The organism is Burkholderia sp. MSMB0856 (assembly GCF_001524645.2).
Classification (GTDB): Bacteria; Pseudomonadota; Gammaproteobacteria; order Burkholderiales; family Burkholderiaceae; genus Burkholderia; species Burkholderia diffusa.
Window position 1 is genome coordinate 618,924 of the sequence record NZ_CP013428.1, and the last position, 13,526, is coordinate 632,449.

Genomic DNA, 13,526 nt, shown 5'->3' on the forward strand with positions numbered 1-13,526 from the left:
CGGCCGCGCGTGAGGCTACAATCGGGGCAACCGCCGGGGCGCCGTCAGCCGCGGCATGTGGCGGCCCCGCATACCACACGAGAAATTACGAGACGCAGCATGAAAAACATCCTCGCGAAACAGACGCGTTACAGCTCACCCGCGATCTTCTTCCACTGGGCCATCTTCCTGCTGGTGGCGCTGGCCTACCTGGCCATCGAGATTCGCGGCCCGAAAGGCAGCGACAGTCGCGTGTTCTGGATGAACGTGCACTTGCTGGCAGGTACCTTCGTGCTCGTGCTGTCGGTGCTGCGCGTGCTGTGGCGCATGATCAGCCGCGTGCCGGACGCCATTCCGCAGACGACGCTGCTCAAGTGGCTGTCGAAGCTCGCGCATTTCGCGCTGTATGTATTCATCATCGCGCAGCCGCTGCTTGGGATCATGCTCGTCAACATGGGCGGCAAGCCCGTGTCGCTCGACTGGATCGGCGTTTCGTTCACGCTGTTCGGCCCGGACAAGGCGCTGCGGCCGACGATCAAGGAAGCGCACGAACTGATCGGTAACGCGTTCTACTTCGTGATTGGCCTGCATGCGCTGGCCGCGCTTTACCATCACTTCATCCGGCGCGACGACGTGCTGCGACGCATGGCACCGTGATGGCAGCGCGCTGAAGCCGCGCAGTAGCCGGGGGCGCATGGTTGTATCGACAACCATGCGCCCCGGTTCGTTTACCGCGATGCGCGACTGGCCATCTCGGCGAACATTCTGTAACATCTCGGCTGCTTTTACATTCCGCTTACGCATCGCCGCGCATGCTGCACCGACATCGTCACCTGACCGCCTGGCTCGGCGTGTTCGCGATCTGGCTCGCGATCGCGGCGCCGCTGGTGTCGCAGTGGCGCATCGCGCAGGCGGCCACCCCCGACTCAATCGTCTGTAGTGCAGAGCATGGCGCACACCGCGCGCCCGATGCGGGCCGCGCGCACGACCATGCACTGCATCTCGATGCGTGCGGCTATTGCGGCTTCTTCGCGCACAGTCCCGCGATCGGCGGCGCGGCCGCCGCATCGTTCGTCTTCGTCCCCCCTGATGCCGTTTCCGCCGCCGCGCCGCATGCGGTCGCGGCACGCGCCGACCGCTATCCGCGCGCGTACCCACGCGCACCGCCCGAGCGCGCCTGACGCGCTGTCTTCCGTTCCATTCATCGCCGATATCCGTGCGGTCCGTCGAGGCCGCGTGGAGGGCGTCACTCGGGCTGTCGATCATGACCATTCTTTCCTTGCGCGCGCCGAGGGCGGCGCGCCATTCCCGTGCGCGGCGCGTGCCGCGCATGTTGAAACTCACCGTTCCCGCGCTGGCCGTCGGCGCGATGGCCGCCGCCGCGGCCGCGACCGAATCCGCGCAGGCCGCCGGTGCGCCGACGGACGACGCGGCCGTGCTGCTGCCGCCCGTCGAAGTCGTAGCGTCGCCGCTGACGACGCCGCTCGTCGTCGTCACGGATCCGAAGACGCCGCGCCAGCCGCTGCCGGCGAGCGACGGTGCCGACTACCTGAAGACGATTCCCGGCTTCACGTCGATCCGCAGCGGCGGGACCAACGGCGACCCCGTGCTGCGCGGGATGTTCGGGTCGCGGCTGAACATCCTCGCGAACGGGATGCCGACGCTCGGCGCGTGCCCGAACCGGATGGATGCGCCGACTTCGTACATCGCGCCGGAAAGCTACGACAAGGTTACCGTCGTGAAGGGCCCGCAGACGGTGCTGTACGGCCCCGGCGCGTCGGCCGGCACCGTGCTGTTCGAACGCGTGACGCCGCGCTTCGAGCGGCCCGGCATGCGCTTCGACGGCAGCGTGGTCGGCGGATCGTTCGGCCGCAACGATCAGAACGTCGACGTGACGGCCGGTACGCCGGACGTCTACGGCCGCGTGACCGCGAACCATGCGCATGCGCAGGACTACGAGGACGGCAACGGCAACACCGTGCCGTCGCAATGGGACAAGTGGAACGCTGACGCGGCGCTGGGCTGGACGCCCGACGATCACACGCGCGTCGAACTGACGGCGGGCACCGGTGACGGTTATGCGCGCTACGCGGGGCGCGGGATGGACGGCGCGCATTTCCGCCGCGAGACGTTCGGCCTGTCGTTCGACAAGCGGCATCTCGGCGACGTGCTCGACCGGATCGAAGCGCGCGTGTACTACAACGAAGCCGACCACGTGATGGACAACTACACGCTGCGGCAACCCGACCCGACCAGCAGCATGCCGATGCGAATGGCATCCGAGGTGCGGCGCCGCACGCTTGGTGCGCGGGCGGCCGCGACGTTCCGATTCGGCGACGATTTCAAGCTCGTGACCGGCGTCGATGCGCAGTCGAACCGGCTCGATGCCCGCTCGGCGATGGGGCGACAGAACTACGGCGACCAGCCGTGGGATGCGCAGGCGACGATGTGGAACGCCGGCGCGTTCGGCGAGCTGACGTGGTATGCGAGCGATGCGTCGCGCGTGATCGGCGGCGCGCGGGTCGACTACGCGAGCGCGCGCGACAAGCGTGCGACGACGCGCGGGATGATGTCGAGCAAGCCGAACCCGACCTTCGACGACGATCGCGCGCGCGTGCTGCCGAGCGGCTTCGTGCGGTACGAGCGCGATCTCGCCGCGCTGCCGGTCACATGGTACGCGGGGATCGGTCACGCGGAACGCTATCCGGACTACTGGGAGCTGTTCTCCGCGAAGCGCGGGCCGGCCGGCTCGATCAACGCGTTCTCGGCGATGCAGCCGGAGAAGACCACGCAGCTCGACATCGGCGCGCAGTACAAGAGCGACCGGTTCGATGCGTGGGTGTCGGCCTACGCGGGATCTGTGCAGGACTACATCCTGTTCAACTACGCGGCCGGGATGATGGGTCCGACCACGCAGGCGACCAACGTCAACGCGCAGATCATGGGCGGCGAAGCCGGCGTGTCGTGGCGGCCGGTCGCACCGCTGCGCGTCGAGACGTCGCTCGCGTATGCGTGGGGGCGCAACGCGACGAGCGGCGATCCGCTGCCGCAGATGCCGCCGCTCGAGGCGCGCTTCGGGCTCGAATACACGCACGGCGCATGGTCGGCCGGCGGCCTGTGGCGGGTCGTTGCACCGCAGCATCGCTATGCCCTGAACGAAGGCAACGTGGTCGGCAAGGACTTCGGTCCGAGCGCTGGATTCGGCGTGCTGTCGTTGCATGCGCAGTACAACGTCAGCAAGAAGGTGCAGATCTCGGTCGGCATCGACAACGTACTGAACAAGGCCTACACCGAGCATCTGAACCTCGCCGGCAATGCGGGCTTCGGCTATCCGGCGAACGCGCCGGTGATGGAGCCGGGGCGCACGGCATGGGTGCGTGTGAGTGCGAAGCTGTAACGCGCGGCGCGCGTGTGCGATGCAGCATGCGTACGCGTGAACGCAGCCCCGCCCGAATGGGCGGGGCGCGTCAACCGATTAGAGAACCGTATCTAGTCAGGGCGCAAACGTTCGCGACTCGTGATTCACTCCTGTACTCGACGCACACGTTGCCCGCGACCGTCCCGTTCGCGACCCGCCGTGCGCGTCGATCCGATCTCATTCGCACCGGCAGCACAATAATCAGGAGAACATACATGGCCAGATCGATGCGTTCCAGGGTGGTGGCAGGGCCAGTGGCTTGCGCGATGAGCGTCGCGCCGTTCGCGGGGACGACCGCGCTGATGACGCTCGCAACGACGCACGCGGCGATGGCGGCAACCGCGCCGGCGGACGACTACGCGGCGACGCGTTATCCGATCATCCTCGTGCACGGGCTCACCGGCACCGACAAGTACGCGGGCGTGCTCGAGTACTGGTACGGCATCCAGGAGGACCTGCAGCAGCATGGCGCGACCGTCTACGTCGCGAACCTGTCGGGGTTCCAGAGCGACGACGGGCCGAACGGGCGCGGCGAACAACTGCTCGCTTACGTAAAGACGGTGCTCGCAGCGACCGGTGCGACCAAGGTGAACCTGGTTGGTCACAGCCAGGGCGGCCTCACGTCGCGCTATGTCGCGGCCGTCGCGCCCGATCTTGTCGCGTCGGTGACGACGATCGGCACGCCGCATCGCGGCTCGGAGTTCGCCGACTTCGTGCAGAGCGTGCTTGCCTACGATCCGACCGGATTGTCGTCGTCGGTGATCGCGGCGTTCGCCAATGTGTTCGGTATCCTGACGAGCAGCAGCAACAACACCAACCAGGACGCGCTCGCCGCACTGAAGACGCTGACGACTTCCCAGGCCGCCACGTACAACCAGAATTACCCGAGCGCGGGCCTCGGCGCGCCGGGCAGCTGCCAGACGGGTGCGCCGACGGAAACCGTCGGTGGCAATACGCACCTGCTGTATTCGTGGGCCGGCACGGCGATCCAGCCGACCGTCTCCGCGTTCGGCGTGACGGGCGCGACGGACACCAGCACGATTCCGTTGATCGACCCGGCAAACGCGCTGGACCTGTCGACGCTTGCGTTGTTCGGCACGGGCACGGTGATGATCAATCGCGCCTCGGGCCAGAACGACGGGCTTGTGTCGAAGTGCAGTGCGCTGTACGGGAAGGTGCTGAGCACGAGCTACAAGTGGAACCATCTCGACGAGATCAACCAGTTGCTCGGCGTGCGCGGCGCGAATGCGGAAGATCCGGTCGCGGTGATCCGCACGCATGCGAACCGGCTGAAGCTCGCGGGCGCGTGATCGATGACGGCACGTGAAGGACGCGCGCCGCTGGCGCGGCGCGTAGCGGTCTATGGCGCGGTGGGGCTGGCGGCGATTGCCGGCGTCGCGATCTGGAGCGGCACGGCATCGCATCGCGGCGCGGACGCGACGCATGCGTCGGCCGACGCGGCAATGCTCGGCGGGGCGAGCGCCGCCCCGCCGCAGGCCGCATTGCCCGCGAGCGCGGACCTGCCGCCGCCGCTCGCCGGTTCCAGTGCGCCGAGGCTGCCGCTCGATGCCGGCGGCCATCTCGCGAAGTCGCGCGCGGTGCGCGATTTCTTCGACTACTGCCTGACCGCGCGCAGCGACCTGAACGCGGCCGCGCTCGACGCACTCGTCGTACGCGAGATCGCCGCACAGCTCGACGGCACGGTCGCGCAACCCGAGGCGCTCGACGTCTGGCATCGATATCGCGCGTATCTCGACGCGCTGGCGAAGCTGCCTGAGGCGGGCGCGGTCGACAAGTCCGATCTCGGTGCGCTGCAGCTCGCGCTCGATCGGCGCGCGTCGATCGCGTCGCGCACGCTCGGCGACTGGAGCCAGCCGTTCTTCGGCTCGGAGCAGTGGCGGCAGCGCTACGATCTCGCGCGGCTGAAGATTGCGCAGGACCGCACGCTGACGGATGCACAGAAGGCGGAGCGGCTCGCAGCGCTCGCGCAGCAGATGCCCGCCGACGAACGCGCGGCACGGCAGAAGGCCGACCGGCAGCAGGCCGCGATCGACCTGATCGCACAGTTGCAGAAGAGCGGGGCGACGTCGGACGCCATGCGCGCGCAATTGACGCAGACACTTGGCCCGGAAGCCGCCGCGCGCGTCGCGCAGATGCAGCAGGACGACGCATCGTGGCAGAGCCGCTACGCCGACTATGCGGCGCAGCGTGCGCAGATCGGCGCGGCCGGATTGTCGCCGCAGGATCGCGACGCGCAGATCGCTGCGCTGCGGCAGCGGATGTTCACGAGGCCCGGCGAAGCGATGCGCGCGGCGTCGCTCGACCGCGGCACGGCTGCCGCGCAGTGACGCACACGGTCATGCCGCGCGCGTGACGTGCCGCGGCAGATGCTGTTCGATGGTGGCCGCGAGCGTGTCGAACGCGGGGCCGATGCCTTCGTGCGCGACGCACGCATAGCCGAGCAGCAGCCCGCGCCGCGCGGTGTCGAGGTTGCTGTAGTAGCTGGTCAGCGGACGCACGATCACCCCCGCGTCGAATGCGCTTTGCGTGACCGCGCGATCGTCGCACGTGTCGGGCAGGCCGAGCACCAGATGCAGGCCGGCCTCGTCGCCCATCACGGGCAGCGCGTCGCCGAAGCGCGCATGGATCGCATCGATCAGCAATTGCCGGCGCTCGCCGTACAGCGTGCGCATTCGCCTGACGTGTGAAGTCAGGTGCCCGTCCATGATGAATTCGGCGAGCACGGCCTGCTGCATCAGCTGGCCCTCGCGATACAGTTCCGACAACCCGGTGCGGAACGTGTCGACAAGATGCTCCGGCACGACCATGTAGCCCATCCGCAGGCCCGGGAACAGCATCTTGCCGAGGCTGCCGACGTAGATCACGCGGCCGCCGTCGTCGAGCCCCTGCAGCGACGCAAGCGGGCGGCTGCCGTAGCGGAATTCGCTGTCGTAGTCGTCCTCGATGATCCAGCAGCGGTGCTGGCGCGCGTACTCGAGCAGCATCCGGCGCCGTGCAAGGCTCATCACCATTCCGAGCGGATATTGGTGCGACGGCGTGACGAGCACGAGTCGCGGCGGATGCTGCATGTCGTTCGCGCTCGGATCGATGCCTTCCTGATCGACCGGCACCGGTGTGAGCGCGAGGCCGGTTGCCTGCAGCACGCTGCGCACGCCCCAGTAGCACGGCTCCTCGACCCACGCGCGATCGCCGATGTCGGACAGCAGCCGCACCGCGAGGTCGATCGACTGGTGGATGCCGGTCGTGATTATCACCTGGTCCGGCGAGCATTTGACCGAGCGCGCGACGCGCAGATAGTCGGCGAGCGCACGGCGCAGCGGCCGGTAGCCACCACCCGGCGAATAGGTCAGCAACTCGGGATTCGCCTCTTTCCAGAGGCGCGCCTGCAGGCGGCTCCATGTCCGGCTCGGGAATTCCGACACATCCGGCACGCCCGGCATGAACGCGCCCCACTGGCGCCGCGACACGCCCGCGTGCTCGATCAACTGCCGGCCACGCATCGACAGGTCGCCTTGTGCGTCCTGCTGCGCCGCCGCACCGGCGTCGGACGGCGGCGGCGCGGCGCCCGGCACGCGGATCGCGGCCGCGTCCGGGCGCGTGTCAGCCACATAGGTGCCGCTGCCGGTCGTCGTCAGCACATAGCCTTCGGCCGTCAACTGGTCGTACACGTGCAGCACGGTATTGCGCGCGATCGACAGATCTGCCGCGAGGGTGCGCGAACTGGGTAGCTTCGTCCCTGGCCCTAATTCCCCGGTAAGAATGGCTTGCTGCATCAGTTGCAGCAACTGCCGATACATCGGCTCGGACGAGCTGCGGTCGAGACGGGCGGAGAGCCAGTCGGCCAGGATCACGGTATCCAAAGTGGTCCTACTAGGAATATTGAAATGGTTCCCTATTGTAGAACCGTACGCACCGTATAGTGGGCCCATCTCAAAAACGTTTGTCGCGCAGCAAGGGGACAGCCACGATGAAGTCCGATGATGTGATCGTCAGCTTTCGCGGCGTGCGGAAGACCTATGACGGCGAGACGCTGGTCGTCAAATCGCTCGACCTCGACATCCACCGAGGGGAATTCCTGACGCTGCTCGGGCCGTCCGGCTCGGGCAAGACCACCTGCCTGATGATGCTGGCGGGCTTCGAGTTTCCGACGGGCGGCGAGATCCGCCTCGACGGCGAACTGCTGAACACCGTGCCGCCGCACAAGCGCAACATCGGCATGGTGTTCCAGAACTACGCGCTGTTTCCGCACCTGACGGTCGAGCAGAACGTCGCGTATCCGCTGTCGGTGCGCAAGCTGCCGCCGGCCGAGCGCGCGGAGCGCGTCGCGCATGCGTTGAAGATGGTGCAGATGGAGCGTTTCGCGAAACGCTATCCGGCGCAGTTGTCGGGCGGCCAGCAGCAGCGCATCGCGCTCGCGCGGGCGCTCGTGTTCGAGCCCAAGCTCGTGCTGATGGACGAGCCGCTCGGCGCGCTCGACAAGCAGTTGCGCGAACACATGCAGTACGAATTGAAGGCGCTGCACGAGAAGCTCGGCGTGACCTTCGTCTACGTGACGCACGACCAGGGCGAGGCGCTGACGATGTCCGATCGCGTCGCGGTGTTCGACAAGGGCATCGTGCAGCAGCTCGATACCGTCGACCGCCTGTACGAATCGCCGTGCAACGAATTCGTCGCGAACTTCATCGGCGACAGCAACCGGCTGCGCGGCACCATCGCGCGCGTCGACGGCGAATTCTGCGAATTCCGCCTCGACGACGGCACGCAGCTCGTCGGTCGCCGCATCGGCGACGCGGCCGAAGGCGCGCCGGCCGTCGCATGCATCCGGCCCGAACGCATGAGCCTCGCGAACGGCCACGCGAACGGCACCGCCAACCGCGTGAACGGCGAGGCGCGCAGTCTCATCTATTTCGGCGATCACGTGCGCATGCGCTGCGCGCTGCCGGGCCAGGACGAATGCTTCGTGAAGGTGCCGCTCGGCACGGGCGCGCTCGACGCGTTCTCGCCCGGCGCGCCGGTATCGCTCGCATTCGCGCCCGAGCATCTGCGCGTATTCGCCTGACGCAGGGTTTTCCCGCTTTTATCGCAGCACGTCGTCAACAACAACTGCCCACTTCCACCACGAGAGGAGAGGAACCATCATGAACGGAGCAAGCTCTACCGCGCGTCGCACCGCGCTCGCACTGGCGCTCGCCGTCGTCGGCGCATCGGCCTCGGCGACCGAACTCACGGTCGTCAACTTCGGCGGCGCGAATGGCGACGCGCAAAAGGCCGCATTCAACCAGCCGTTCGAGAAGGCGACCGGCAACAAGGTCACGGCCGTCGAGTACAACGGCGAGCAGGCGAAAGTGAAGGCGATGGTCGAGGCGAAGCACGTCAACTGGGACGTGGTCGAAGTCGAATCGGGCGACCTGAACCGCGGCTGCGACGAAGGGCTGTACGAAAAGCTCGACTGGTCGAAGATCGCGAAGAAGTCCGATCTGATTCCCGAATCGCCGCAGGTGTGCGGCGTCGGCTTCTTCGTGTGGTCGACCGCGCTGTCGTACAACGCGGACAAGCTGAAGACCGCGCCGACCGGCTGGGCCGATTTCTGGAACGTGAAGAAATTCCCCGGCAAGCGCGGCATGCGCAAGGGCGCGCGCTACAACCTCGAGTTCGCGCTGATGGCCGACGGCGTCGCGACGAAGGACGTGTACAAGGTGCTCGGCACGAAGGCCGGCCAGGACCGCGCGTTCAAGAAGCTCGACGAGCTGAAGCCGTACATCCAGTGGTGGGAAGCGGGCGCGCAGCCGCCGCAGTTCCTGGTGGCCGGCGACGTCGTGATGTCGACCGCGTACAACGGCCGTATCGATGCCGCGCAGAAGGAAGGCAAGAACCTGAAGGTCGTGTGGAACGGCAGCATCTACGACCTCGACTACTGGGCGATTCCGAAGGGCTCGCCGAACAAGGCGCTGGCCGAGCAGTACATCGCGTACACGCTGACGCCGAAGCCGCAGCAAGGGTATGCGCAGCACATCGCGTACGGCCCCACGAACATCGCGGCGATCAAGTCGCTCGACGCGAAGACGCTCGCGAACCTGCCGAACTCGCCGGCCAACGGCAAGAACGCGGTGCTGGAGGACATCGGCTTCTGGACCGACCACAGCGACGAGCTCGAGCAGCGTTTCGCCGCGTGGGCGACGAAGTAACCGCTACTCAGGTGTCCTGATGCAACCTGCCGCGCGGCGCATCGACTGCGTCGCGCGGCATTCCGCCGGATCGAGCCCGGCCGGAGAGAACCGTTGAACACGATGACGATCGCTCCTTCCTCGCCGTCGACAGCCGCGCTCAAGCGCGAGCTGAAGGCCGCCGAGGCCCGCAAGCGCACGATGGCGCTGCTGCTGATCGCGCCGCTCGCGATCTTCCTGCTGCTCATCTTCGTCGTGCCGATCGGCACGCTGCTCACGCGCGCGGTGCAGAACCCCGAGATCGCGACCGCGCTGCCGAACACGATCGCCGCGCTGTCGGGCTGGGACCGCAAGGCGCCACCGGCAGACGCCGCGTATGCCGCGCTCGCGGTCGACATGACGAAGGTCGCCGACAGCGAGGCGATGGGCGCACTCGCGCGGCGCCTGAACACCGAGATTCCCGGCTACCGCTCGCTCGTCGCGAAGACGGCGCGCGCGATGCCGCTGAAAGGCGACAACGACGCGGCGCTGACGCCCGCGCAAACGCGCGCGAAACTGATCGATCTCGATTCGCGCTGGGGCGACGTTGCGTACTGGCAGTCGATCGCGAAGAACGGCAGCCAGATGTCGCCGTTCTACCTGCTCGCCGCGCTCGACCACAAGCAGGACGGCTTCGGCCGGATCGTGCAGGCCGATCCCGATCAGTCGATCTATCTCGCGATCTTCGGCCGCACGTTCGTGATCGGCGTCGCGGTCACGCTGTTCGCGCTGCTGCTCGGCTATCCGCTCGCGTACTGGATCTCGACGCTGTCGGAGCGGCGCGCGAACCTCGTGATGATCCTCGTGCTGATTCCGTTCTGGACCTCGGTGCTGGTGCGCGTCGCCGCGTGGATCGTGCTGCTGCAGAGCGAAGGGCTCATCAACACGGCGCTGATCGGCAGCGGGCTGATCTCGCATCCGCTGACGCTGCTGTTCAACCGCGTCGGCGTGTACATCTCGATGACGCACATCCTGCTGCCGTTCATGATCCTGCCGCTCTACAGCGTGATGAAGTCGATCCCGCCGACCTACCAGCGCGCGGCCGTGTCGCTCGGCAGCCATCCGTTCGCCGCGTTCTGGCGCGTGTACGTGCCGCAGACCTATCCGGGCGTCGGCGCCGGCGCGCTGCTCGTGTTCATCCTCGCGATCGGCTACTACATCACGCCTGCGCTGCTCGGCGGGCCGAACGACCAGATGGTCAGCTACTACGTCGCGTACTTCACGAACGTGACGATCAACTGGGGCATGGCGTGCGCGCTCGGCGGGCTGCTGCTCGCGGCGACGCTGGTGCTGTATGCGGTATATGGGCGCTTCACGCGCACCAACGTGAGCCTCGGCTGAGCGCCGCGCACAACGAAACGGGAAGGGGATGCCGACCATGAAACTCGCCAGGCCGCTGTTCGCGCCGCACATGTCGTTCGTCGAGCGCGCGTGGTACGTCGCGCTGCGCGTGCTCGTCGTGCTGACGCTGCTGTACCTGATCCTGCCGGTGCTCGCCATCGTGCCGCTGTCGTTTTCGTCGAGCACGTTCCTCGTCTATCCGATCCCGGGCTTCTCGATGCGCTGGTACGAGAACCTGATCGCGTCGGACGAGTGGCGGATGGCCGCGAAGAACAGCTTCATCGTCGCGCCGTCGGCGACCGTCGTCGCGACCGTGCTCGGCACGCTCGCCGCGATCGGCCTCACGAAGGCGGACTTCCGCGGCAAGGGGCTCCTGATGGCCGTGCTGCTTTCGCCGATGATCGTGCCCGTGGTCGTGGTCGGCGTCGGCATGTACCTGTTCTTCGCGCCGCTCGGGCTCGCGAACACCTATACGGGGCTGATCGCCGCGCATGCGGCGCTCGGCGTGCCGTTCGTCGTGACGACGGTGGCTGCGACGCTGCAGGGCTTCAACCAGAACCTGGTGCGCGCGAGCCTGTCGCTCGGCGCGAATCCCGTCACGACGTTCTTCCGCGTGACGCTGCCGGTGATCGCGCCGGGCGTGATGTCGGGTGCGCTGTTCGCGTTCGCGACGTCGTTCGACGAAGTCGTCGTCACGCTGTTCCTCGCGGGTGCGGACCAGACGACGCTGCCGCGCCAGATGTTCACCGGCATTCGCGAGAACATCAGCCCGACGATCGCCGCGCTCGCGACGATCCTGATCATCTTCTCGACGAGCCTGCTGCTCGCGCTCGAATGGCTGCGCGGGCGCAACGCGCGGCGCGCGGTGTCGTGACGGCCGGAAGCGCAGCGTCCGGTGTGCCGTCGATCGTTGCGTTTTCAACGATGCCGCGCACTCGACGCGGCGCACCGAAGCTTTCGTTTCGCTGACTGACGACGCGGTCGCCTGCACGTTCGACGCGGCTCTGCAACAATACGGCTCGCAGTGCCGCGCGTTCCGTTCTTGCAGCAGGGGCGCCCGGTGCCGCGCCGCTCAATCCGCGACGCCGCGCGTCGCTCGTCAGCCGAGCCTCATCTTGTCCGAATTCGCATCCCCTGCCGGCGCCCGCGAGCCGGCCGTCAACTGGCGCGCGATGTCCGCCGTGCTGCTGGCCGTCGCGCTCGCGACGCTCGACACGGCAATCGCGAACACCGCGCTGCCCGCGATCGCCACCGACCTGCACGCGTCGCCGGCCGCGTCGGTGTGGATCATCAACGCCTACCAGCTCGCGATGGTCGCGACGCTGCTGCCGTTCGCGTCGCTCGGCGACATCGTCGGTCACAAGCGCGTGTATGTCGCGGGCCTCGCGGTGTTCACGCTCGCGTCGCTCGGCTGCTCGCTCGCGGCGACGCTGCCGCAGCTGACGGCGGCGCGGATCGTGCAGGGCTTCGGCGCGAGCGCGATCATGAGCGTGAACGTCGCGCTGATCCGCAACCTGTTTCCCGCGCACCGGCTCGGGCGCGGCGTCGGCTTCAACGCACTGGTCGTCGGCGTGTCGTTCGCCGTGGGGCCGACGATCGCGTCGCTGATCCTGTCGGTGGCCGCCTGGCCGTGGCTGTTCGCGGTGAACGTGCCGCTCGGCGTGCTCGCGCTTGCCGTGGCGATTCCGTCGCTGCCGCAGACGGCGCGCGGCAAGCATGCGTTCGATCCGCTCGCCGCGCTGTTCAACGTGATCACGTTCGCATCGCTGATCTTCGCGCTCGGCGAATTCGCGCAGCGCGGGCCGCTGTCCGTCGTGTTCGCGGCTGCCGCGGTCGCGCTCGCGTTCGGGGCGCTGTTGATCCGCCGCCAGGCCGGGCACCCGGCGCCGATGCTGCCGGTCGACCTGTTCCGCCGGCCGGTGTTCACGCTGTCCGCGCTGACGGCCGTGTGTGCATTCGCCGCGCAGGGGCTCGCGTTCGTGTCGCTGCCGTTCTACTTCGAAACCGTCCTGCATCGCGACGCGGTGGAGACCGGCTTCCTGATGACGCCATGGTCGGCGATCGTCGCGCTCGCCGCGCCGATCGCGGGCCGGCTTTCGGATCGCTATCCGCCCGGATTGCTCGGCGCGATCGGGCTCGCGCTGCTGAGCGCGGGGATGGTGTCGCTCGCCGCGCTGCCGGCGGCGCCGAACGTCGTCGACATCGGCTGGCGGATGATGCTGTGCGGCGCGGGCTTCGGTTTCTTCCAGTCGCCGAACCTGAAGGCATTGATGTCGAGCGCGCCTCCCGAGCGCAGCGGCGGCGCGAGCGGCATCATCGCGACCGCGCGGCTGATCGGGCAGGCGACCGGCGCGGCGCTCGTCGCGCTGTCGTTCGGGATCGCCGGGCGTCATGGGCCGACGCTCGCGCTGATGCTCGGTGCGGGCTTTGCCGGTGCCGCGAGCGTCGCGAGCGGGCTGCGGCTCTTCGCACCGTCGCATCGGGCCGGTGCGCCGGTCGCATCGGTCGCGGCGACGCCGGCGAAGGAGCCGGCGACGGAGTAGCGTTCCGTACGCGCCCGCTGC

At 67.9% G+C, this 13,526-nt stretch carries 11 protein-coding genes; 10 read left to right on the forward strand and 1 reads right to left on the reverse strand.

Going from position 1 to position 13,526, the window contains the following annotated elements; translation table 11 throughout:
• The first annotated feature begins 99 nt into the window (after window positions 1–99).
• The 5 genes from WS87_RS20440 to WS87_RS20465 all read left to right on the forward strand — a co-directional run bounded on the left by WS87_RS20440 (window position 100) and on the right by WS87_RS20465 (window position 5,745).
• On the forward strand, window positions 100–636 hold the full coding sequence (locus WS87_RS20440; RefSeq protein WP_059818778.1) for a cytochrome b: 537 nt from the start codon (window positions 100–102) through the stop codon (window positions 634–636).
• A 155-nt stretch (window positions 637–791) separates the two neighbouring features.
• Window positions 792–1,160 (forward strand): DUF2946 domain-containing protein, encoded by a 369-nt coding sequence (locus tag WS87_RS20445; protein WP_059818779.1) that lies wholly within the window; start codon window positions 792–794, stop codon window positions 1,158–1,160.
• Window positions 1,161–1,243: 83 nt separating this feature from the next.
• Entirely contained in the window at window positions 1,244–3,376 is a 2,133-nt protein-coding gene (locus WS87_RS20455; RefSeq protein ID WP_059819620.1) for a TonB-dependent copper receptor, read from the forward strand.
• Between the two features lie 236 nt (window positions 3,377–3,612).
• On the forward strand, window positions 3,613–4,707 hold the full coding sequence (locus WS87_RS20460) for a triacylglycerol lipase (RefSeq protein ID WP_059818780.1): 1,095 nt from the start codon (window positions 3,613–3,615) through the stop codon (window positions 4,705–4,707).
• 3 nt (window positions 4,708–4,710) lie between these two features.
• A complete protein-coding gene (locus tag WS87_RS20465; protein ID WP_059818781.1) occupies window positions 4,711–5,745 on the forward strand; it encodes a lipase secretion chaperone in 1,035 nt (344 codons plus the stop codon).
• 9 nt (window positions 5,746–5,754) lie between these two features.
• Here WS87_RS20465 and pdxR read toward each other — a convergent pair whose 3' ends face one another.
• Window positions 5,755–7,278 carry a MocR-like pyridoxine biosynthesis transcription factor PdxR gene (pdxR, locus tag WS87_RS20470; protein WP_059818782.1) on the reverse strand — a complete coding sequence of 508 codons (1,524 nt, stop codon included), beginning with the start codon at window positions 7,276–7,278 and terminating at the stop codon, window positions 5,755–5,757.
• A 107-nt stretch (window positions 7,279–7,385) separates the two neighbouring features.
• Between pdxR and WS87_RS20475 the strand changes: the two genes are divergently transcribed.
• The 5 genes from WS87_RS20475 (at window position 7,386) to WS87_RS20495 (ending at window position 13,505) form a co-directional block, all read left to right on the forward strand.
• Window positions 7,386–8,477 (forward strand): ABC transporter ATP-binding protein, encoded by a 1,092-nt coding sequence (locus WS87_RS20475; RefSeq protein ID WP_059818783.1) that lies wholly within the window; start codon window positions 7,386–7,388, stop codon window positions 8,475–8,477.
• 79 nt (window positions 8,478–8,556) lie between these two features.
• Entirely contained in the window at window positions 8,557–9,603 is a 1,047-nt protein-coding gene (locus tag WS87_RS20480; RefSeq protein ID WP_059818784.1) for an ABC transporter substrate-binding protein, read from the forward strand.
• Between the two features lie 102 nt (window positions 9,604–9,705).
• Window positions 9,706–10,962 (forward strand): ABC transporter permease, encoded by a 1,257-nt coding sequence (locus WS87_RS20485; protein WP_059819621.1) that lies wholly within the window; start codon window positions 9,706–9,708, stop codon window positions 10,960–10,962.
• A gap of 37 nt (window positions 10,963–10,999) precedes the next feature.
• Window positions 11,000–11,836 (forward strand): ABC transporter permease, encoded by an 837-nt coding sequence (locus WS87_RS20490; protein WP_059525632.1) that lies wholly within the window; start codon window positions 11,000–11,002, stop codon window positions 11,834–11,836.
• Window positions 11,837–12,077: 241 nt separating this feature from the next.
• Window positions 12,078–13,505, forward strand: a complete 1,428-nt coding sequence (locus WS87_RS20495; RefSeq protein WP_063888579.1) for an MFS transporter — start codon at window positions 12,078–12,080, stop codon at window positions 13,503–13,505.
• The last annotated feature ends 21 nt before the right edge of the window (window positions 13,506–13,526 follow it).

Coding starts and splice junctions, on each gene's coding strand:
- WS87_RS20440 (WP_059818778.1), top strand. CDS start 100: ATGAAAAACATCCTCGCGAAACAGACGCGTTACAGCTCACCCGCGATC.
- WS87_RS20445 (WP_059818779.1), top strand. CDS start 792: ATGCTGCACCGACATCGTCACCTGACCGCCTGGCTCGGCGTGTTCGCG.
- WS87_RS20455 (WP_059819620.1), top strand. CDS start 1,244: ATGACCATTCTTTCCTTGCGCGCGCCGAGGGCGGCGCGCCATTCCCGT.
- WS87_RS20460 (WP_059818780.1), top strand. CDS start 3,613: ATGGCCAGATCGATGCGTTCCAGGGTGGTGGCAGGGCCAGTGGCTTGC.
- WS87_RS20465 (WP_059818781.1), top strand. CDS start 4,711: ATGACGGCACGTGAAGGACGCGCGCCGCTGGCGCGGCGCGTAGCGGTC.
- WS87_RS20475 (WP_059818783.1), top strand. CDS start 7,386: ATGAAGTCCGATGATGTGATCGTCAGCTTTCGCGGCGTGCGGAAGACC.
- WS87_RS20480 (WP_059818784.1), top strand. CDS start 8,557: ATGAACGGAGCAAGCTCTACCGCGCGTCGCACCGCGCTCGCACTGGCG.
- WS87_RS20485 (WP_059819621.1), top strand. CDS start 9,706: ATGACGATCGCTCCTTCCTCGCCGTCGACAGCCGCGCTCAAGCGCGAG.
- WS87_RS20490 (WP_059525632.1), top strand. CDS start 11,000: ATGAAACTCGCCAGGCCGCTGTTCGCGCCGCACATGTCGTTCGTCGAG.